Below are 21,533 nucleotides of genomic sequence, written 5' to 3'. Positions count from 1 at the left end.
CAAGCTGCCAATCTGATTGCAACAGTTTTATGAACCTTTATGAAGCCAAACTTCAATCACATTAATTTAACTAGCGCCATACTTACTTAAAAATAGTTTATTACTAATACAAACTAAGTATCTTATATTAAGCTTTTAAATGGAGGTAGTACTTGTAGCGTATTTTCAAAATAACATAAGATGATTAACCTCATCTTCGATGAATTTTCTTCAACATAAAATGCAAATAAATCAGCTTATTCTCATGTAGTGATTTCTATAAAATCATTATCATGGAAATAGTTCAGCCGAAAATGTTTATTTTTTGCTATGATGATTCGCACTCCATTTTTTTAGCCGTTTTACTGCCTTTAGTTTCAGTTGGACCAGGCAGTGAAAATCTGAATCATGCGAGTATTCTTGGACTATTCGAGCACATATATGTGCGCAAATTTCAATAGGTTAGCTCATGCTTTTAATGATCGACAACTATGACTCTTTTACCTACAACATCGTGCAGTATTTTGGCGAGTTAAATCAGGAAGTAAAAGTAGTCCGTAATGATGCCGTGACATTGGAAGATATCGAGCGATGGCAACCGAAGTATATCGTCATTGGTCCTGGCCCTTGTTCTCCTTCCGAAGCTGGTATTTCCATTCCAGCAATCCAGCACTTTGCCGGTAAAATCCCCCTATTGGGCGTATGCCTGGGACATCAAAGTATTGGACAAGCTTTTGGTGGAAATGTGATTCGGGCTAAAAAAGTCATGCATGGCCGTTTATCGGACATGTATCACAGCAATAAAGGGATTTTCAGTAATCTCCCTTCCCCATTTTCTGCAACGCGCTATCACTCACTGGTGATTGATCAGGCGACATTGCCAGAATGCCTGGAAGTGACCTGCTGGACCAATGAAGAAGATGGCTCTATGGAAGAGATCATGGGTGTGAAACATAAGACATTGCCGGTCGAAGGCGTGCAGTTCCATCCTGAATCCATTCTGAGTGAGCACGGTCATCAGATCTTTAAAAACTTTTTAGAAATTTACGCATAATGAGCGCTACAAAGATTATGAATATTCAACAAGCTTTAAATAACATCACTAAAAATATCGAACTCACTCAACCGCAAATGGAAGACGTGATGCGTACCATCATGAATGGTCAGGCCACTGATGCCCAGATTGGTGCCTTGATGATGGGACTGCGCTTAAAAGGCGAAAGTATTGATGAAATTACTGCCGCTGCACGTGTCATGCGTGAATTTGCAATTAAAATTGATGTCAGCGATCTTCCACATTTAGTTGATATTGTGGGTACAGGGGGTGACGGCCAAAACCTGTTTAACGTATCGACTGCATCAAGCTTTGTCATTGCAGCTGCTGGTGCCACCATTGCCAAACATGGTGGCCGTGGTGTGTCATCCAAATCAGGTTCTTCTGATTTGCTTGAACAGGCAGGAATTAATCTTGACCTGAACATGCAACAAACTGAACGCTGCATCCGTGAAATGGGGGTTGGCTTCCTGTTTGCACCGAATCACCATAAAGCGATGAAATATGCTGCTGGTCCGCGTAAAGAACTCGGCTTTCGCAGTATTTTCAACCTGCTTGGCCCGCTCACCAATCCGGCCGGTGTGAAACGCTTTGTGATTGGCGTATTTTCCACTGAACTTTGTCTCCCAATGGCTGAAGTATTGAAACAGCTGGGCGCAGAACATGCCATGGTAGTGCATTCTAAAGATGGCTTAGATGAAATCAGTCTTGCCTCTTCAACTTATGTGGCTGAACTGAAAGATGGTGAAATCACGGAATGGGAAATTCAGCCTGAAGCAGTCGACATTGAATCGCAAACTTTAACCGGCCTTTCTGTAGACAGTGCAGCTGAAAGCCTGGCTTTAATTAAAGATGCTTTAGGCAAGAAAAAATCTGCAATCGGTGAAAAGGCGGCAAATATGATTGCACTCAATGCCGGTGCAGGTATCTACGTTTCAGGCTTGACCCATAGCTATAAGCAAGGTGTCGCTTTGGCACATGACATTATCTATGGCGGCCAAGCTTTAGAAAAAATGGGCATTTTGTCTGAATTCACCAAAACTTTAAAAGAATACGAAGCTTAAGACGGTAGGACAAAGATCATGGTAGATATCGCAAATACAATTTTAGGCAAAATTGTCGACCGTAAGCAGGAAGAATTTGCTGTCCGTCTTAAGCAACGCAGCTATAAAGATGTGGAAGAACTGGCACAAGCAGCAACGCCTGTGCGTGGTTTTGCACAGTCTTTACAACACAAGCGCCCAGGTGTGATTGCAGAAATCAAAAAAGCATCTCCATCTAAAGGCGTGATTCGTGAGAACTTTAATCCTGCTGAAATTGCCCAGCAGTATGAGCAAGCTGGCGCAGCCTGCCTGTCTGTACTGACAGATGTGGACTTTTTTCAGGGTGCCGACGAAAATATCCAGATTGCCCGTTCGCACTGTGCCCTGCCGGCATTACGCAAGGATTTCCTGATTGACCCTTATGGCGTGATTGAAGCCCGTGCCCTGCATGCAGACTGTATTCTTTTAATTGTGGCATGTCTGTCTGACCAGCAACTGGAAGAAATGTCTAAAACCGCATTCGAACATGATCTGGATGTACTGGTTGAAGTACATGATGAAAATGAGCTGGAACGTGCACTGAAACTTTCAGAACGTTGCTTGCTGGGTGTAAACAACCGCAATTTAAAAACCTTTGATGTCGATTTAAATACATCGCTGCGTTTGAAAAAATTGCTCGAACCCTCACGTTTATTGGTGACTGAAAGCGGCATTGCCACACCAGATGATGTCCACATGATGCAAGAACATGATATTCATGCCTTCCTTGTGGGTGAAAGTTTTATGAAACAGCCTCGTCCAGATCATGCCTTTACGGCATTATTTGGTCAGCCTGAAACTGTTTGATGAATAATTAAGATTATGAGTAAGCATGATTCTTCGCTTTCGAAAGATCAGTACAATTTACTGAAATCTTTTAAAAAGCAAATCACTAATCCGCATTCCTCGAAGATTACGAAGCAGCCTGAGCCTGTGCAAAAGACTGCTGAACAAGAGCAGGAAGATGACTTCGCGCTTTTTCAAAAGCAAATGCAAGGTGTCAAAAAGATGGACACTAGCAATATTGCAAAACTTGAAAAAGCGTCAAAGAAAAAACCGGATGCACAAACTTTAGCGAAACGTGCAGCTGCGACCGGCCCGATGCAAACCGATCAGGCAGAGTTGTCTGATACACAGGCCATACTCAATCCGGTAGCCAGCCAGGCGACATTAAGCTATCGCATTGCAACTTTGCAGCATAAAGTATTTGAAGATTTAAAAGCAGGTAACCTGCGCTGGTTTGAAGCGGTTGATTTGCATGGCTGTACGGTGGAAGAAGCCCGTGTTGCGGTGCTCCAGATTATTCAAATGGCCAAAGATGAAAATCAGAATGTCATTAAAATTGTGCACGGCAAAGGTCCTGAAGCCATTTTAAAGACCTATGTCAATGGCTGGCTGCGTCAGCACCGTGATGTTTTAGCCTTTGTCAGTGCACCTGAAAAGCAAGGTGGTACCGGTGCTGTTCTGGTTCTGCTAAAACGTGCAGAAAAAAACCCAAAATTCAAACAGTAATCGGAATTTTTCTCTAAAACAGGGCATTGTAGCGGTTTTCTGCTACAATGCCGTCCTTGTTCAATATCAGTGTAAGTGAACACGTCTTATGTCTATGCAGCAATCCTACGCCAACATTTTAACTGCCGTTGGTGAAGATCTTAATCGTCCTGGTCTTAAAGATACGCCAATGCGTGCTGCTAAAGCTTTTTCGTATTTAACGTCTGGATATAGCAAAACTTTGGAAGAAGTGACCAATAATGCGGTCTTCCCTTCTGACAACCGTGAAATGGTCCTGGTCAAAAATATTGAATTCTATTCACTTTGCGAACATCATTTATTACCGTTCTATGGCCGTGTGCATATTGCCTATTTACCTGAAGGGCAGGTTTTGGGTTTATCCAAATTTGCCCGTATTACTGAAATGTTTGCACGCCGTTTGCAAATTCAGGAAAATCTGACCCAACAAATTGCTGAGGCGGTGGCTGAAGTGACTCAAGCACGTGGTGTTGCGGTAATGATTGATTCTGCGCATATGTGCATGATGATGCGCGGTGTAGGCAAACAGGAATCGACTACCCGTACTGTGTCTTTTGTGGGTGATTTCAAAACCAATAAAGATGAACGTCGTGAATTTTTGGCTGCCTTGCCTGAAAGCTATTAATTTAATTCTAAAAAAAAAAGCCTCAATCGCTATTGAGTCTTTTTTTGTGTGTGGTTAAATAACACCGTACAAAAATTGATATCTCCTGATTGAAGCACATATATCAAGGACCGATCATGTCGCAAATTCTGTTAGCTGGACAAGGTTTAACGCACGCTGAAAAATCAATTGATTACCCCCGCCCTGACCGTTTGATTCAAGGCAATCCTCAACGTGAAACGTATAGCCTGTATGAACATCCCAATATGGACTGTGGCATCTGGCATTGTGAAGTCGGTTGCTGGAATATTCAGTTTGCCGACAACAAACAGGAGTTCTTTCAGGTGATTGAAGGTGTAGTTCGCATCCACGACCAAGCGACCGGAACTTATATTGAAGTGACTGCTGGAAATGCTGGGATTATTCCGCCCGGCTTTAAGGGAAGCTTTGAAGTGCTTGAAGCTGTGAAAAAATACTACGTGATTGTCGAAGCCTAACTTTTAAAAATATAACTCACCATAAATTTTCAAATAAAAAACTCCCTGAATATGAGGAGTTTTTTATTCATCGATTTGATTTTTCCAGATTAAGAACTCGCAACTTGCTTGGTGACTTGAATGCAGTTTCGGCCATTATTTTTTGCTGCATAGAGTGCTGCATCTGCTGCATCCAGAAAACGCTGATAGTCTGGATGACCATCATATAATGCACAGCCGATACTGACTGTAAAATTAAAACTGATGCCTATGCTGGTACGAATAGTGGTTTCCTGAATCCGGCTACGGACCTTTTCTGCAATTTCTTGTGCCCGAACCAAATCGCTGTCTACCAGCAGCAATAAAAACTCTTCCCCACCTGCACGGAATGCATAATCACTGCCCTTAATGGAACCGAGCAGCACTTCACCAATAAACTTTAAAGCTGAATCACCCGCTGCATGGCCGAATTTGTCATTAATCCGTTTAAAGTAATCGGCATCTATGGCCAGTAAAGACAAGGGGGCATTATTTTTACGGGAAAAATTAATTTCACGCGAAACAATGGTATGTAAATAGCGCCGATTCAGCAGTTGAGTGAGGGAATCACTGCCCGAGTCGATATAGTCAGCCACCTGAAACAGCTGATCGACCAGATGCTGAATCTCCCTGTTGTTTTCACGAATATGCTGGATCAGCTGAATGGCCTGCTCTCTTTCAGTGGCATTTAAAACTTGCTGGCTCAGCAGATCAATCTGGTGAATACGGTCAATAATGGTCGAGACCTGCTCGGTCCCGGTAAATGCATAAGCAGCTTTATGGATAAACCATAAGCCAAATTCAGATTTTGACAGCAAGGGATGTGTAAATTTCGGCTCATCCGAAAATACCTTAAACATCAGTTCATTTTCCCAGTCTAATAATGAGCTGCGTTGCTTGTCCTTTTGCGCCGACACATCCTGCATGGCAGAAAATAAACGATAGGTATGTTTTGTGTCATTATTTTTTTCCAGATTGACTTCATAGGAGCGACACATAATTTCCGAAGCAAAACCCAGTATCTGCACAATATACGCTGCAATGGTCAGACGGTTTTCTTGCGTCTGCTTGGTCTGAAGCAAAAAGACTTTCTTTTCAATTTCACCGATACCCCGCATAATCAGCCAGGATGGAATGCCGATACGCGCATGGACTTTACCCACCATCAGCTGCTTTTCGACAATCTCGATAAAGTTCTGCTGCAAGGGTACATTAAAGCAATCGATTAACCATTGATTCAGCGTGGTTTTTAAGCGGTTCTGGACCATATCATCAGATAAGAAATAGGATGCTTCCTTTTCCTGCATGATATCTTTATAAAACTCATCGACTAGGGTCTGGGAATGTGCTTGAATAAATTGAAAAGTATCGTTTAAATCAGTTGTTGAAAAGTCCTGGCAAACCGACTTCCATTGTGCGGCAAGCACAGCAATACTTTCAGTATTCATACAATTGATTCCAACAGCTTTTGAATATGAGGGAGATGTTTAGATGACTAATATAACAAATTTTAATAAAAATAACTTTGTGAACTATTCGATGTTTTTTCATAAGTAATGAGAAAAAATAAATTTATTTTTATAAAGTATTAAAAAAAACATACATAGCCCAGACTGGTTTTCATCCAGTCCTTATGATCTTGTTGCTGGTATTGCCAATTAAAACGAATGACATTTTGCGGATTCAGGACATATTGCCACTGGGTGTTCAGTTTAAGTTGCCATTGCTTGGAATCTCCCCAATAGGGTAATTCCAGCTGTAGCAGACTATTGATGTGATCTGACCAGATATTTTGACAACCTATAGTCGGTCCCATCCCGACACGCCAGCCCTGATCTAAAGCCTTGCCGGCCTGTATATGATTTTGCAGTTGCATATAGCACAAATGTTCACGTGCCGGGTTTGCATAGCTATAGCCCATCTGAACCTGTAAATTGGCAATCCCGTGCTGTTCCTGCTCACTAAACTGACCATTTTGTTCCAAAGCTTCCTGCTTCCAGCCCAAATTAAAACCCCAACTCAGTGGTGTTTTAAACGGCGTAATCGGATTATAGGAATTCACCGAAAGAAAGTCGAAATGATTCAGCTTTAACTTATCTTCACGATATTGAATTGAACCCTCCCAAAACAATAACTGGGTGCCAGTTCGGAAGCCACCTTGCGGATCAATCAGGTCATGATAAGCCTGACGATGTCCCAGCTCGACAAACTTCTCCCCCTGCACTTTCCCCATAGTGAGCGAAAAATGACGGGCATCATGCGCCTGTGTCGGATCCATTTTCGGGCGTTGTGGTTGCTGGCGTTGTTTTTCCAGATCTATTTCACTGCGCATACTCAATAGCTGGCGCAAGCGTGGCTGGGCAAAACCTGGTTCAACTTTACGTCCAATCAAATGCAAGTATAAATCGTCATAGGCCATTTCCAGAATTTTTCCGCGATCCATATCCTGATACTTTTCCAGAATTCTTGGCATGTCCTGAATTTCAGCAAAAGCGACTTGATGCGCCACTTTAGCCAGGCGTTTACCATGCTGTCTGACTTGTGATAGCAACTGGGTTTCTAAGGCAGGCCGGTATATCGTTTCCTTGACCAGACCTTGCTGCTCAATGGCTTTAATGGTTTCAACCGGAATGGCGGCCACTTTAAATTGCTGTTTTAAATCCAGCTGTGGACGAACCAGATCAATCAGCCCCAATAAACGATAGGCACAGTTATCACTAACAAAGTAATAAGGGAAACTCACATGTTTCATTTCCCAAATGTGCTGCACTAAAAATCGGGTTTCGTCAGGAGTTAAGCTAAGTTCATATTCCCACAAATCCCGACTTTCCAGATCCCCATATTCCTTGACCTTACGGTAATAAGGCACTAAGGAATATTCCCCCGGATACTGCCCGGTGAGACCATTCCATGCAAAAGACCAGCCATCTCCCCCGGCGACTGTGGCCGCATAATTCACGGCGTAGGATACCAAATTCAGCTGTTTCTGATCTTGGGGATCCAGGCGCAGCAAGGTATGCCCAAACATCGAACTGGGATTACCCATAAAGTCGGTTGCATAAATCAGTGTGGCTTTATAAGGCTTGATCTGACCAATCCAGTCGTCCAGTTCCGGGCAAGCGACCTCAGGTAATTGTTGCTCTGAAATATTGAGTTGTTGCATTAACCACTGACTGCGTGCCGGAAAGCGGCAACGTACTGACTGATTCGGCTCTGCGGGTTGAAATAAGGCCTGAATATTGGCCTGCAATTCTTGTTTTAAATCAACTTGACCATTTGGCGATAAGAAATAACCTGCATAGCTGACTTCACTTTGTCCTTGTTTATCGGCATACATGAGTCTGAGCCAGGTGATGTCTTGGTCTAGTTTTTGTTGTGCTGCACGTTCTATGTAGGGCTGAGTGATATGAGCTTCAATGCTTTCAACAGCTGTTGCCGAGTAGGTCATTGTGGAAAAGGTTAAAGTAAGAACGAACGCAAGTGATTTCATGCAAATTGGGTATTTATCTTTTATTCAAGAAGAAATGTAAAATAAGAAAAAACCCCGTCAGAATGACAGGGTTTTGAGATATTCAATTATACGTAGGCTTTCAAGACTTCATCTTTAGCCATCACTGCTTGCAAAGAAGCAAGTACCTGAAGTGAATCGTGATTTTCTGCAGCATAAATTTTAGCGAAGTTCTGTTTAGAAACCGCAAAAAAACGGGCTTTGTCTTGTGCTCTGATATTTAAAAGTTCAGCCAGTACATTTAGGCTTTCCCCTTCTCCAACGGCCATATCACGTGCCAAAGATTCAGCATTTTCATTGGTAAAAGTCACTGCTTGAGCAGTCACTGTCCCTGTGCCGCTACAACCTAGCGTACCAAAGGTAATACCGAATAACTGGTTGGCAAAAAGTCCATTGGTTGTTGCAGCAAGAATTTTAGGTACTTTACCGGATTGACCTGCCCAGACTTGAGAACCGATACCACAACCTGCATCTCGATCTGCAAATGCTGCTGTAGAACCGAGGGCTACAACTGCAGCTAAAGCTAATTTTTTCAACATGGTTATTCTCCAAAATTTATTATTCAAGTGTTCTAATTCTTCACCATTGTGTAAATTTTATTACACCTCTGTAAGATAGCGGCAACTTTCTTATAAGGCAAAACAATTTACACCAAAGTCATCACCCACCACATAAAACATTGAAGTTATTTGTTTTTTAAAGTCCAGACCCCGTCTTTGCTGCGATTACCCAATATTTTTAACACCAACACCAGACTCAGAAGCAGCAATAAATACCAGGAACCCATCTTGCCCCAGCCGACCATATGCCAGGCATCGACCTGACTGGGGTACAGCCAGATTCTGTAAAAAGTACTGATATTTTCTGCAATCCAGATCAGAAACGCTAAAACAATCAGTACGGGTAACATCGGGAGTTGTAGCTGATGCTGTTGCAACTGGAAGCGAATTTTAGTTTTCCAGAAAATGATCACACTCCAGACGAAGAGAAACAGGCGGATATCGGGAACAAAAAATTTACTCATGAAGTTGATATAGGAAAAAACAGCCAAAACCAGCATATTGGGAAAGCTTGGCAGTTTCTCAAAGGACACCTGATACAGTCTGAGTGAGCGTGCAAAAAAACTGCCCACTGCCGAATACATAAATCCGGCAAATAAGGGGACAGTCAGTATTTTAAACACTGCCGGCTGTGGATATTGCCAGGATGCAATCTGTGGATGGGTCAGAAAAATTTCCATGCCCATCGCCATGATATGAAACAAGGCAATGACTTTGGCTTCGGCCCACGATTCTAATTTTAAATACAGCAAACAGGCCTGAATAATCAGAGCATAGAACAGCAGATAGTCATAACGGAACAAGCCGTAAAACTCCTGACTCCCCATAGAGGCGGTCAGTGCAAAAGCAATCAGCAGCAATATCCCAAATAAGGCAGCCGAAGCTGCCTTAAATGAGAACTCAAAACATGATTTAAAAAAACTGATCAAGGTTGAATCCTAATAATGAATTAACTCATACAGATTTAAAGATATTTAGCGCTGTATTCATGCACCGTATCAATAAACACTTTAGGATTAGCAGGATCAACCCACTGGGTAATACCATGGCCCAAATTGGCCACATAACCTGTTTTTTCACCACCTGCATAAGCATCATCCAGCATGGCTTTGGTAGCTTTTTCAATCGATGCAGCATTACCATATAAAGTGGCCGGATCGAGGTTGCCCTGTAATGCAGCACGGCCATTCACGGTTTGACGTGCCATGTTCAAAGATGTAGTCCAGTCCAGTCCAAAGGCATCAGCACCAGTTGCCACCATAGGCTCTAGCCACTGTCCGCCGCCTTTGGTGAATAAAATCACCGGAACTTTACGTCCGTCTTTTTCACGTTTTAAACCGGCAACAATTTTTTGCATGTAATTCAGTGAAAATTCGATATATTCACGATGTGCCAGCGCACCACCCCAGCTGTCAAAAATCTGTATCGCTTGCGCTCCAGCATCAATTTGCGCATTTAAATAATCAATCACAGCAATCGCCAAGCGGTCCAGCAAAGCATGTAACACTTCAGGCTGTGCATACATCATCTGTTTGGTATAGCGAAATTCCTTGCTGGAACCGCCTTCCACCATATAAGTGGCCAATGTCCACGGGCTACCCGAGAAACCGATTAACGGCACTTGACCACCCAAGGCTGAACGGATGGTGCTTACAGCATTCATCACATAATCAAGATCGGATTTGGCATTAAAATTGGGTAAATTCGCCACATCTTGCTCGGTACGGATAGTCTTATGGAATTTTGGACCTTCTCCCGCTTCAAAATACAAACCCAACCCCAAAGCATCTGGCACGGTTAAAATATCTGAAAATAGAATGGCAGCGTCCAGGTCATAACGACGCAAAGGCTGTAAGGTCACTTCACAGGCAAAATCATTATTTTTGCACAGGGAAAGGAAATCACCTGCTTTGGCACGTGTTTCACGATATTCAGGCAAATAACGTCCTGCTTGACGCATCATCCAAACTGGTGTGGTATCTACCGGCTCACGCAATAAGGCCCGCAGAAAACGATCGTTTTTTAGCGTCGTCATTTACTTTCCCATCTCATTTTTAATCTTCGAACCATCATAACAAAAAGGTCGAAAATTTAGTAACTTCTCTTGCAGCTAAAAATCGATCACGTTAAATGTAAAATTTTTTTTACACAAAACAAATACTGCATCTCCTCATTTTTTCTGCAATACTTGCCTAGTTTTGTCACATAGTTAATGAATAATTCTTAAGGTTGAATTACATGTACGTTCGCACATTACTCGCCATGAGTTTAAGTTGCATTTTTGCGGGTACAGCGTTTGCCGCATCTACTGCTGAACAACCATTAAATCCTCAAAAGATTGCGAATACGGTGGTTCAAGATCCGATTGACCCACTGGCAACCGATGCCGCATCTGGTGCTGCAAGCACTGCGAATGCACAGATTACCCCACAAGAACAAAATGACCTGAACAAGGCCTCGCAAACCCTGCAAGATCTTCAAAATACTGAAGATAATAATGCTGCGATTGGTGCTGCACCGACTACAAAAACACTGAGCACGCCAACTACTACTCCTGCTTCTGCGAAAGCCTCTTGGACCTTAGAAGGTTTAAATAACGCTACATGGTATGACAATATTGGTAAAGGCCAATTCCCTGTTTATGCACGTGCCCATGTGATGCTCAACAATGCCCATGCTTCTCCGGGTGCAATTGATGGTGCAAGTGGTAAAAATACCCTGAAAGCCATTGCATCCTTCCAGCAAATCAACGGCATTAAACCGACAGGTATTTTAACTCAGGAAACTTGGGATGCTTTGATTGCTCGCCAAGGTGCTAAGCCTGCATTTATTGAATATACGATTACCGATGCAGACCTGAAAGGTCCTTATGCACAAACCATTCCGCACGATTATGCCCTGCAAGCCAAAATGAAAGGCCTGTATTACACGCGCGTAACCGAAATGCTGGGTGAAAAATTCCATATGGATGAAGACTTTTTGAAAAAGTTAAATCCTAAGGCAACCTTCAAAAAAGCTGGTGAAAAAATTATTGTGGCCAATATCCGCAATGAAGTTCCAGAAGATATTCATCTGATCGTTGCGCATAAAGGTGCGAAACAACTGTATTTATTTAATAGTCGTAACCAGATGATTGGCTCATTCCCTGCCACAATTGGTAGCTCAGATACACCATCCCCTACAGGTACTTATAAAATTACCGGTGTAGCGCAAAACCCATGGTACAGCTATTCACCAAGTAACTTTATTCAAGGCAATAATACAAAACCGCTTTCTTTACCACCAGGTCCAAATGCTCCTGTCGGAAACATTTGGATCGGTTTAAGTAAAAAATCATTTGGTATCCACGGTACACCAAATCCATCTGCAATTTCTAAAACTGCATCGCATGGCTGTATCCGTTTAACCAACTGGGATGCTAATGATTTGGGTAAAAAAGTCAAATCGGGTGTCACAGTTAAATTCCTGGAATAATCCCTGCACCCTGTATGAAGAAAAGCCTGCATCTGTTGCAGGCTTTTTTATAAACTGCTGCCTCAACAATATAAACATCATCGTTTCAAAAACAGGATGACTTGTTGCCGTTTTATGATTTCTATGTCATTTTCAAACCATTAAAATAAGTTCATGTTTAAAATAATGATAGGAGCATCAATATGAATGCTTTTTTACACCCCAGTGACAACCGCGGTCATGTAAAAATGGGCTGGCTTGAGTCTAAACATAGCTTCTCCTTTGGTAGCTGGTATAATCCCAAACTCATGGGTATCAGCGCCTTGCGTGTAATTAATGATGACTTGATCGCAGCGCATAATGGTTTTGGCACCCATCCACATGACAATATGGAAATCTTGACCTGTGTGCTTAAGGGAACGATTTCTCATAAAGACAGCATGGGTAATGAAGGTGGAATTTCTGCCGGTGAATGGCAGCTGATGAGTGCCGGCACAGGTGTTCAGCACAGTGAAATTAACCAGGGTGATGAGCTGGTTCATTTATTGCAGATCTGGATTATTCCAAATGAACGTAATGCAGAACCAAACTATCAACAAATCAAATGTGACCCACATGAACAGCCGAATCAATGGCATTTGATTGTTGGCCCTAACGAAAATGCACCGATGCATATTCGTCAGCAAGCCGAAGTTAAAACTGCAGTGATTAACCAGGGTCAAAGCCTAAACATTGAAGCGACCCAATATATTAATTATGTGCATGTTATTTCGGGTTCAATCAAGATTGCAGAGCATACGGTAGAAGCTGGCGGCGCCATTGCCTTTTTAGAGGCAAGTCAGATTGAAGCTTTGCAAGATGCTCAAGTCATCTGGTTTGATTTGCCTGAACTGCAAGATTAAAGTCATTTTATACCTCCAATTTCGAGATGATTACTGTCAGGTAGTCATCTCGATATATTTAAATAAAATAATAAAATTAATGATTTACTCAAATTTAATTGTTGTTTATAGCCTGTCTTATCGATCTATACAAAAATATAAATCTAACCAATCAGCAGCACTTTTTTACCCAAATCAACTGCTTTTTAGGCGAAAATCAAGCTTGTCGTTTGTATGCAATTACACGATAAAAAGCCCTTTAATCAGTCAGGACTCGTCTGGCCACACCATTTCAAAAACTTAAATAAGGTCCAAAATCTTTGGAATTGGTTTTTAATAATCCTATTAGAGAACATCCATATGAACCAAATTTTGAATGTCGATACCGCTCAACAACAGGCTTTGCTTTTTTTATTAGATTTCTTAAAACAACGACACTATCAGTTTACCGCCATTACCCCACTTTCCCATCAACGTATTCTGAGCCGAAAAAGACAAGAAAAGAACACCCTAATTACGCTTCGAGATATATTTGGCTGGAATTTGGCATTTGCCGAAACCGATCTTGATCCAGCACTTTTTGAAATTCTAAAAGAAAATCGGCTCATCCATTTTCAGGATCATCAATGGCTGAGTGATATACGTGTCGCTTCGCTTGATCGTGAATTATTTATTCATTCAAGTTTCCCAACCCTTCAACACGATTCGGTATTTTTTGGTCCCGATACTTACCGCTTTGCATACCATCTTAAACAATATTTAGCAGCTCGGCCCCATTCACTTAAACGTGCTGTGGAAATGTGCTGTGGCAGTTCGGCTGCTGCTATTAGTATGACTAAACATTATCCCGACTTTAGTGAAATAACCGTGTCGGATCTTAATCCGAAAGCATTATTGTATAGTCAAATCAATGCCAGCTTTGCAGGTTTAAATAATATCACTCCGGTTTACAGCAATTTATTTACTCATCTTGCAGGACAGTTCGATCTTATTTTGGCCAATCCACCTTATTTAATGGATGCAGATCAGCGTCAATATCGTCATGGTGGAAATCAACTCGATGGTAGTGAACTCGCCTTCAATATTGTAAAAGAAGGCATTCAGCGGCTTAATCCTCAAGGATGTTTATTTTTATATACGGGTGTAGCTATTCGTCCAAACGGTAATCCTTTTTTACAACAGCTTGAAAAATTAATGCTGTCTCAACCGAGTATCCATTGGTGTTATGAAGAAATTGATCCCGATGTTTTTGGTGAAGAACTGGATCAGCCTGCTTATCAGCAGATTGAAAGGATTGCTTTGGTTTTGGTGAAGGTGGAATTGATGGATTAAAAGCGGCTGCAATATTGAAAAACTTTAAAAGGCGTTTAGCTAAAATCGAAACTATTAAAAAATAAAGCGACTACAGTTAAATCAGTCGCCGCTTTTCCACCTATTCTATTTTAGGATGAATTAGGAAGCTATAGCTGAACCGCATCAATGACAGTCGGCTCTGCAATATCATCGACACGTTTTTTAAAATGGGGGACCCGGCGGGACTTATTCATCAGCGCATCATCAAATTAACTCCAAAATATCAGCCTGTTGAGCCTGCTGTATCAGCCAGTCTTTAAATGCATTCAGCTTGGGTAAAGTCCGGCATTCTTCTCTGTAAACAACATAATAAGCCAAAGAGGAAGGACAGTTTATTTCTGGATACAGGCGGACCAGACGCCCTGCTCTTAAATCATCATAGACCATGGCACTTCTCGCGAGTGCTACTCCTTGACCATTAATTGCAGCCTGTAATACCGCAACTGAATTATTGATTTTGAGACCCCGTGGATTATCTTCATTAGTTATTTGATGAAAATGCAGCCATGTATCCCAAGTCGTGAAACCAGAGTGATGATCCATTGAGAGATCATGAATTAGAGGTAAATTTAACAATCCTTCAGGAGACTTTAATTGTTCTAAATGTGCTTGATAAAAGGTGGGTGAACAGACGGGAAACGTTTCTTCTCCCATTAATTTTTCAGCGACAAGTCCAGACCAACTTCCACTCCCATTGTCGGGTTAGCCTGTTCTTTCAGTGCTGGAGCTTTATTGGATATTTGGAGATGGCAAATCATGAATATTGCTCTCCTACCTTGGATTATTCTCTCGGCCTTATCTCTGTTATGGCTACATAAAAAAGATGCAAAAGCAATTTAACTGCTGGAAGGAAAAAATATACCCCCTTCATATTTTATGAGGTCTGTGAATATAGAAACTTCTACATGACAAAAACAGTTTGAAATTTACATCTCAACTGCAATTTACGATTTTCAGCGTAATTCCGATAAGATTGGAATAGCTTTTATGCTAAGACTCTGATGAGTTCTAGCGAACAAGGATTGCTTTTCTTGTTATTCTTTTTAGTATTCTTCAAACTCTTTGTAAATACTTTTCACTACTAGGATGTAATCAGCATTATCCACAGCTATTTGACTTAGATGATGTTCTGTCTGTTACCGAGTATAATTCCTGTTCATCACTGACCATACATGGACTGGGATAAAGCACGATACATCAGAAAGAAAAAACCAACTGATGCATCGCTCACGAAATTAGTATTCGTAGTTATTATCGATAGACCATTCCTGTAACTTTCCAAACAAGATCTGGTCATTAAAGAGCAAGTCATTTTTTGCAAGTACTTTACTCTCATCTGTTGGACAGAAACCATCATCACAGTCTGAATCGACGACCCAACAACCACGGACAAACAGGATTTCATTTCCTTCTTGCTCCAGCTGTTTTTTCACCCGTTGAATTGCTTCATCGATGTTTTTTGCGCCTAAATAAGCTGTCACATACGCATAAGATTCCGATGGATCTGATGCTTTTTTAAATTCAATGCCTACACAAAAAAGATATTTTTTCATTATCGACTCCTGATTGATATGAATTGTCTGATTCAATTGGTTCAATTCCATGAACAGCTTCATGATTAACATACCGTATCTTGATTCAGCAGACCAGTGAGAACTCCCACTGATCTGTGTTTAAAACTTAATACGCCAATTTCAACAGCAATCTAAATAGCCCTGCAACCAAGGCCAAGCTTAAAAAACCAGCCAGCCATAAGCCAATAAACCATTTCAATTCAGAAATTTTCATTTAGCCTCCTTAATGATAACCTTCATCACCCACACGCACTTTATCCCTGAAAACCCAATACGATAATCCGGTATAAATAAGAATGATCGGAATTAAGATAAGTGCGCCAATAAGGGCAAATAATTGACTACTGGCAGGTGCTGCAGCCTCCCAGATAGTAATGGATGGTGGAATGACATAAGGCCATAAACTAATCAGAAAACCGCTATAAGCGAGAATTACCAAAGCCAAAGTATAAATGAATGGCAGGAACTCTTTGCGCTGCTTACAGGCTTTGATTGCCAGGAAAGTAAACAGCAGAACCAGTACGGGAACCGGGCTAAAATAAAAGAGTTGTGGTTGACTGAACCAGCGCACTGCAATTTCATGATGAAGCAAAGGCGTATAAATACTGACACAGGCAAAAATCAGCAATAATGCGATGAGCAGTTTTGGCATCAGTTCAAACATGCGATTCTGCAGCATTTTTTCGGTTTTAAAGATCAACCAGCCACATCCCAGCGTTGCATACAGTACGACCACACTTAGACCGGTAAACAGGGAAAAAGGTGTTAACCAGTCCAGACCACCGCCAGTATAAATGCCATTCGTGGTTTTAATGCCCTGAATGTAGGCTCCCAAAATCACGCCCTGAAAAAAAGAACTGAGGATCGATCCCCAAATAAAAGCTTGATCCCAAAGATATTTGGTTTTATTGGCCTTAAACCGGAATTCGAAGGCAACTCCCCGGAAAATCAGCGCGATCAGCATCAGAATAATGGGTATATACAGAGCCGATAACACAGTGGAATACACCAAGGGAAATGCAGCAAATAATCCTGCACCACCCAGTACCATCCAGGTTTCATTACCATCCCAGACAGGCGCGACGGTATTCATCATAACATCACGTTCCTGGCGATCGGAAATAAAAGGAAATAGGATACCGATACCGAGGTCAAAGCCATCCAGCACGACATAGATCAGCACTCCTAATCCAATAATTAGAATCCAAATTAATGATAAATCGATCATTTTTGATTCTCCTGAGATTGTGTAGAACTTACTTGATCCCGATCGCTCTCCTCATCAATCGTACTTAAAGGACGTTTTGATGCCTGTATGACCGCCTGCTCACTATGGGGTGCCGAATGTATAAACTCCGGACCTTTACGCATCAGTTTCAGCATGTAGAAAATGCCAACACCAAACACAATAAAGTAGACCATTACAAAAATGATCAGGGTTAAACCCACCTGCTCTGCTGAAACGGGAGAAAGAGTATCTTTGGTCCGTAAAATGCCATAAACCACCCAGGGTTGACGACCGACTTCAGTGGTAAACCAACCGGCGAGTAAAGCGATAAATCCAGATGAACCCATGTACAAAGAAAATTTATGGAACCATGGTGTTTCATAAAATTTTCCGGTTTTTCTTAACCATAAACCGATGATGGCCATCAGCATCATCAGTACACCCAGTCCGACCATAATCCGGAAACTCCAGAATATGACCAGTGAGTTTGGACGGTCTACAGGAGCAAATTCCTTTAAGCCTTTGACTTCACCATTTAAGCTATGCGTCATAATCAGACTGCCCAGATTCGGAATACCGATCGCATACTTGGTTTCTTCAGCCTGCATATCGGGAATACCAAATAGATATAAAGGCATGCCATGATCTTTATTGGTTTCCCAGTGTCCTTCTATGGCTGCCAGTTTGGCCGGTTGATGTTCAAGCGTATTCAGGCCATGCATATCTCCCACAAACATTTGTAGAGGTGCCAATGCCACAATCATCCACATGGCCATGGAAAATGATTTTTTTACCAAGGCATCACGACGGCCTTTTAATAAATGAAATGCGGCTGTGGCAGCGACGAGCAAAGCAGAAACCAGAAAAGAGGCCATTGCCATATGTGCTAATCGATAGGGGAAAGATGGATTAAAGACAATGGCAAACCAGTCTTGCGGGACAATAATGCCATTTTCTACAGTAAAGCCCTGAGGGGTTTGCATCCAGCTATTCGAGGACAGAATCCAGAACATTGAAATACAGGTACCTATAGCCACCATCAATGTTGCGAAAAAATGGGTTTTCAGTCCCACTCGCCCTCAACCAAATAGCATAATCCCCAGAAAACCGGCTTCAAGGAAAAACGCACTTAAAACCTCATAAGCGAGTAATGGTCCTGTGACACTGCCGGAAATCCGTGCAAACTCACTCCAGTTGGTGCCAAATTGATAGCTCATCACCACACCGGAGACTACGCCCATACCAAAGGACAGGGCAAAAACCTTGATCCAGAACTTGAATAAGTCCCGGTATACCGGATCATTGGTTTTAAGCCAACGCCATTCAAGAACAGCCAGAAAACTGGCTAAACCAATAGAAATTGCCGGAAAAATAATATGAAATGATACGGTAAATGCAAATTGGATACGCGACAGTTCCAGCGCGGTTAGCCCTAAATTCATGCTGCCTCCTACTGATCAATTGAATACAGGGAGGACATCAACGGCGCTGATTGATGCAGTGAAACTGACACCCCTTGCCGGACATTGATCCCCTGGTATAGAGATGAAACCCGTATACCGGATACGCTATAGACTTTTTTGAGGGCGAACGAAACCATTACGCTGTTAGCGAACAGCGAAAACTGAATTTTCATGATTAAAACTCTTTAAGATGTTGTGTAGTGCAAACAAAAACAACTGTTTGACGTGACCAATCGTGTCCTAAAAAGTCAGAGGTGGCGCTCTGCCCTGTGGCAGCAAATACAGCTTCTGCAAGCTGAAATAGACATGCCGGAAGAACGACTGATAGAAATTTAGTCGAACCTGAATCCGGTCCAGAACTTCATCAATTCCCAGTTTAAATGGCAGTACCAAATCACCATAAACAGTGCAGTATTGGCACTGGTGATTATGCTGACTGTGATCTTGGGATTGCTGAGGAATCAAATCCTTGAGCAGCTCATGATGAGCAGAGTGGGCATGATGATCAGCAGACGAAAGAAGATTGTGGGTAATCGACATACAGACCGGAGCAATGTGAAATTTTTCCGGCAGCAGAGGCTGTAAATATACTGCGATTTGCAGAAGTAAGACTGCAAATGCAATAAAAAATCCACTTCGCTTCAGCAAACTTTCTCTCGACTGGAATCGAATTAAGAGGGATAAATTGAATAAAAACATGAAATTTCAGAATAAATCCCTACGTATTTACTCGACTTTTCACTTTATAAATATATAACATATAGCCAGTTTTGAAAAGCAAAAAAATTAAACAAAAGGTGAATTAAATTAAAGACTTAAAATAAAAAATAAACTAGTTCTATATAAACTGCCGAATAAGTTTATTTATTGGCTAAAGAGTGTCCACAAAAAACTTTACTGAATTGAAATGCGTGAAAGGAAATTTTAAATAAGAGACGCTATTTTTTGTTCTAGCCAGGAAAAGCGTTATGCATTCCTAATAGATGTGTTTGAGGATTAAAAAATTTTGCCCTCTCGGACCAGCCAAACTTGTTTTATTTAAATCTTAGATTCTCAAATGAAGTGCAACAGAGATTAAATTATTGGAAGGAAGCAAGATGAGCTAGTATTTTGCTTCCGACCGACCAAAGTCAAAGTTGCATCATGAACTACACTCATCTTACCCAAGAAGAAAGATATCAGATTTATACCTTGTTACGTGAAGGTTTTTCTAAACGTTATATCGCTTGGAGACTGAATCGCTCACCTTCAACCATTTCTAGAGAAATCAAACGTAATCGAGCGAGAAATGGCTATTTTGCTAAACATGCCAATAAAGTAGCTCGAAGACGGCATTGTCCTAATCCTAAAAGAATCCCTTGTGAAATATGGGCACATGTCATCTCTTATCTTGATCTTCAATGGAGCCCTGAACAGATTGCTTCTCGTGTTCCAGTCAGTTTGCATTCAATTTATCGCTTTATACGGCAGGATAAAAATAAGGGCGGTACACTCTTTCATAACCTACGTTTCAGAAATCAAAGAAAGAGGAAATACGGCTCTCCTGAAACCCGTGGTCAGCTGAGTAATCGTAAAAGCATTCATGACAGACCTATTGAGATTGAGCAGCGGACTCGCTTTGGTGATTTGGAAATAGATACGATTGTTGGTAAGAAGCATCAGCAATCATTGGTCTCTATTGTAGATAGGAAGACAGGTTATTTATGGCTGAAAAAGTGTAGCTCACGCAAGGCAGAGGAAATTTGCCAAACAACCATCAGCCTTCTTGAGCCGATCAAAGATCAGCTCAAGACGATTACTGCAGATAATGGTAAAGAGTTCAGCCTGCATGAGTATACTGCTCAAGAATTAGAAATAGACTGGTATTTCGCTGATCCTTATAGCGCTTGGCAACGAGGCACGAATGAAAATACCAATGGCTTAATCAGGCAATATATTAAAAAAGGCAGTAATTTAAATGCCTATACGGATGAATATATTGCAGAAATCACTCAACGTTTGAATCATCGCCCAAGAAAAAGACTCGGCTTTAAAAGTCCGAGTCAGGTATTATGGCAACAACATGGTGTTGCACTTCAAATGCTAATCTAAGAATAAATAAAACATCTCTTACTGCAGATTTAGCCTTTAGTTTTCGATACACGGCAAGTCATTTTTCCACCAGGATTTCATGCCACCTTTTAACTGTGAGACTGAATAACCCATCTTGGCCAGTTTACGTGTCGCAGGAATGCTCCGGTGTGCTGATAAACAGATCGTTACTACAGGTTGATCTGTTTTGAGACCTAATGAGCATATTGCAGATTCTGTAAACCGGGTAATCGGCAAATTGACGGCACCTTCTATATGGCTGTGTTTAAATTCTTGCTCAGTTCGAACATCCACAATTTGTACATTTTCCCGTTGCCCCCATAATTTCTTTGCCGGGGTTTCAGGCACCTTGCCCCAAGGGACATACATCAGAATGTTAAACATGATTTCCCTCTATCAAAACAATTCTTATCTATAATTTATAAGAATATAGAATAAAAATAACTAGGACTTACGCACTATCATTTATAGATTCTCTGTGGTAGCAGATGATTTTTATCGAGAATAAAGTCATCAATGAAGTCTTTGATGATTGGTCTAAATAATTTCTTCTGCCAACGATATACATTTTCAAAGATCCGCTCAAACTGGTTCTTTTGTATCTCGACGTAGGCCATCAAGGCTGAAAAAATATGATTCAAAATCAGTTTAGATCGTC

Annotated in this window: 21 protein-coding genes and 3 pseudogenes; 11 read left to right on the top strand and 13 right to left on the bottom strand. The window is 41.5% G+C overall.

Annotation, left to right across the window (positions count from 1 at the left end):
• Positions 1 to 448: 448 nt before the first annotated feature.
• From FTU91_RS04455 to FTU91_RS04430, 6 genes are all read left to right on the top strand, one after another.
• A complete protein-coding gene (locus FTU91_RS04455) occupies positions 449 to 1,033 on the top strand; it encodes an aminodeoxychorismate/anthranilate synthase component II (RefSeq protein WP_218944725.1) in 585 nt (194 codons plus the stop codon).
• Between the two features lie 17 nt (positions 1,034 to 1,050).
• Positions 1,051 to 2,097: an anthranilate phosphoribosyltransferase gene (gene trpD, locus FTU91_RS04450; RefSeq protein ID WP_180081149.1), complete on the top strand. Its 1,047-nt coding sequence runs from the start codon at positions 1,051 to 1,053 to the stop codon at positions 2,095 to 2,097.
• An 18-nt stretch (positions 2,098 to 2,115) separates the two neighbouring features.
• Complete coding sequence (gene trpC / locus FTU91_RS04445) at positions 2,116 to 2,922, top strand: indole-3-glycerol phosphate synthase TrpC (protein ID WP_180081147.1); 807 nt, start codon at positions 2,116 to 2,118, stop codon at positions 2,920 to 2,922.
• A gap of 15 nt (positions 2,923 to 2,937) precedes the next feature.
• Complete coding sequence (locus FTU91_RS04440) at positions 2,938 to 3,627, top strand: Smr/MutS family protein (RefSeq protein ID WP_180081145.1); 690 nt, start codon at positions 2,938 to 2,940, stop codon at positions 3,625 to 3,627.
• Between the two features lie 94 nt (positions 3,628 to 3,721).
• Positions 3,722 to 4,270: a GTP cyclohydrolase I FolE gene (gene folE / locus FTU91_RS04435; protein WP_171522021.1), complete on the top strand. Its 549-nt coding sequence runs from the start codon at positions 3,722 to 3,724 to the stop codon at positions 4,268 to 4,270.
• A gap of 116 nt (positions 4,271 to 4,386) precedes the next feature.
• Positions 4,387 to 4,746, top strand: a complete 360-nt coding sequence (locus FTU91_RS04430; protein ID WP_180081143.1) for a cupin domain-containing protein — start codon at positions 4,387 to 4,389, stop codon at positions 4,744 to 4,746.
• Positions 4,747 to 4,835: 89 nt separating this feature from the next.
• Here FTU91_RS04430 and FTU91_RS04425 read toward each other — a convergent pair whose 3' ends face one another.
• From FTU91_RS04425 to hemE, 5 genes are all read right to left on the bottom strand, one after another.
• Positions 4,836 to 6,212, bottom strand: coding sequence for a diguanylate cyclase (locus tag FTU91_RS04425; protein WP_180081141.1), 1,377 nt, complete (start codon positions 6,210 to 6,212; stop codon positions 4,836 to 4,838).
• Positions 6,213 to 6,352: 140 nt separating this feature from the next.
• A complete protein-coding gene (locus tag FTU91_RS04420) occupies positions 6,353 to 8,254 on the bottom strand; it encodes a DUF4105 domain-containing protein (RefSeq protein ID WP_180081139.1) in 1,902 nt (633 codons plus the stop codon).
• A gap of 86 nt (positions 8,255 to 8,340) precedes the next feature.
• Complete coding sequence (locus tag FTU91_RS04415) at positions 8,341 to 8,811, bottom strand: DUF3015 family protein (protein WP_180081138.1); 471 nt, start codon at positions 8,809 to 8,811, stop codon at positions 8,341 to 8,343.
• A 146-nt stretch (positions 8,812 to 8,957) separates the two neighbouring features.
• Positions 8,958 to 9,758, bottom strand: coding sequence for a DUF817 family protein (locus FTU91_RS04410; RefSeq protein WP_227609596.1), 801 nt, complete (start codon positions 9,756 to 9,758; stop codon positions 8,958 to 8,960).
• A gap of 38 nt (positions 9,759 to 9,796) precedes the next feature.
• On the bottom strand, positions 9,797 to 10,867 hold the full coding sequence (gene hemE, locus FTU91_RS04405; protein WP_180081134.1) for a uroporphyrinogen decarboxylase: 1,071 nt from the start codon (positions 10,865 to 10,867) through the stop codon (positions 9,797 to 9,799).
• A gap of 203 nt (positions 10,868 to 11,070) precedes the next feature.
• Between hemE and FTU91_RS04400 the strand changes: the two genes are divergently transcribed.
• The 3 genes from FTU91_RS04400 to FTU91_RS04390 all read left to right on the top strand — a co-directional run bounded on the left by FTU91_RS04400 (position 11,071) and on the right by FTU91_RS04390 (position 14,498).
• On the top strand, positions 11,071 to 12,306 hold the full coding sequence (locus tag FTU91_RS04400) for a L,D-transpeptidase (RefSeq protein ID WP_180081132.1): 1,236 nt from the start codon (positions 11,071 to 11,073) through the stop codon (positions 12,304 to 12,306).
• A 182-nt stretch (positions 12,307 to 12,488) separates the two neighbouring features.
• Positions 12,489 to 13,187: a pirin-like bicupin family protein gene (locus tag FTU91_RS04395; RefSeq protein ID WP_180081130.1), complete on the top strand. Its 699-nt coding sequence runs from the start codon at positions 12,489 to 12,491 to the stop codon at positions 13,185 to 13,187.
• 339 nt (positions 13,188 to 13,526) lie between these two features.
• Entirely contained in the window at positions 13,527 to 14,498 is a 972-nt protein-coding gene (locus tag FTU91_RS04390; RefSeq protein WP_180081122.1) for a methyltransferase, read from the top strand.
• 225 nt (positions 14,499 to 14,723) lie between these two features.
• Here FTU91_RS04390 and FTU91_RS04385 read toward each other — a convergent pair whose 3' ends face one another.
• The gene (locus FTU91_RS04385; protein ID WP_180081120.1) at positions 14,724 to 15,173 is read right to left on the bottom strand and encodes a LysR substrate-binding domain-containing protein; all 450 of its coding nucleotides are present in this window, start codon (positions 15,171 to 15,173) and stop codon (positions 14,724 to 14,726) included.
• Positions 15,174 to 15,212: 39 nt separating this feature from the next.
• Here FTU91_RS04385 and FTU91_RS16540 point away from each other — a divergent pair.
• Positions 15,213 to 15,359 (top strand): annotated as a pseudogene (locus tag FTU91_RS16540) (MFS transporter); the annotation flags it as partial.
• Between the two features lie 395 nt (positions 15,360 to 15,754).
• Here FTU91_RS16540 and FTU91_RS04380 read toward each other — a convergent pair.
• The 5 genes and pseudogenes from FTU91_RS04380 to FTU91_RS04360 all read right to left on the bottom strand — a co-directional run bounded on the left by FTU91_RS04380 (position 15,755) and on the right by FTU91_RS04360 (position 19,432).
• Positions 15,755 to 16,072 (bottom strand): hypothetical protein, encoded by a 318-nt coding sequence (locus FTU91_RS04380; RefSeq protein WP_086194969.1) that lies wholly within the window; start codon positions 16,070 to 16,072, stop codon positions 15,755 to 15,757.
• A gap of 127 nt (positions 16,073 to 16,199) precedes the next feature.
• Positions 16,200 to 16,307: a DUF2474 family protein gene (locus FTU91_RS04375; protein WP_004973777.1), complete on the bottom strand. Its 108-nt coding sequence runs from the start codon at positions 16,305 to 16,307 to the stop codon at positions 16,200 to 16,202.
• 9 nt (positions 16,308 to 16,316) lie between these two features.
• Positions 16,317 to 17,321 (bottom strand): cytochrome d ubiquinol oxidase subunit II, encoded by a 1,005-nt coding sequence (gene cydB / locus FTU91_RS04370; protein WP_180081118.1) that lies wholly within the window; start codon positions 17,319 to 17,321, stop codon positions 16,317 to 16,319.
• Positions 17,318 to 18,763 (bottom strand): annotated as a pseudogene (locus FTU91_RS04365) (cytochrome ubiquinol oxidase subunit I). Before FTU91_RS04365 ends, cydB begins: the two are co-directional and overlap by 4 nt.
• Before the next feature lie 261 nt (positions 18,764 to 19,024).
• Complete coding sequence (locus FTU91_RS04360) at positions 19,025 to 19,432, bottom strand: DUF2946 domain-containing protein (RefSeq protein ID WP_180081116.1); 408 nt, start codon at positions 19,430 to 19,432, stop codon at positions 19,025 to 19,027.
• Positions 19,433 to 19,927: 495 nt separating this feature from the next.
• Here FTU91_RS04360 and FTU91_RS04355 point away from each other — a divergent pair, with 495 nt between their 5' ends.
• On the top strand, positions 19,928 to 20,875 hold the full coding sequence (locus FTU91_RS04355) for an IS30 family transposase (RefSeq protein WP_092818765.1): 948 nt from the start codon (positions 19,928 to 19,930) through the stop codon (positions 20,873 to 20,875).
• Between the two features lie 36 nt (positions 20,876 to 20,911).
• On the opposite strand, the gene FTU91_RS04350 is transcribed toward FTU91_RS04355, so the two are convergent.
• Both FTU91_RS04350 and FTU91_RS04345 read right to left on the bottom strand, forming a co-directional pair.
• Positions 20,912 to 21,259, bottom strand: coding sequence for a rhodanese-like domain-containing protein (locus FTU91_RS04350; RefSeq protein WP_180081115.1), 348 nt, complete (start codon positions 21,257 to 21,259; stop codon positions 20,912 to 20,914).
• A gap of 77 nt (positions 21,260 to 21,336) precedes the next feature.
• Positions 21,337 to 21,533, bottom strand: a pseudogene (locus tag FTU91_RS04345) (IS701 family transposase); the annotation flags it as partial.

This window comes from Acinetobacter sp. YH12201, assembly GCF_013418145.1.
Classification (GTDB): domain Bacteria; phylum Pseudomonadota; class Gammaproteobacteria; order Pseudomonadales; family Moraxellaceae; genus Acinetobacter.
This window is presented reverse-complemented; position numbering and strand designations above follow the sequence as displayed.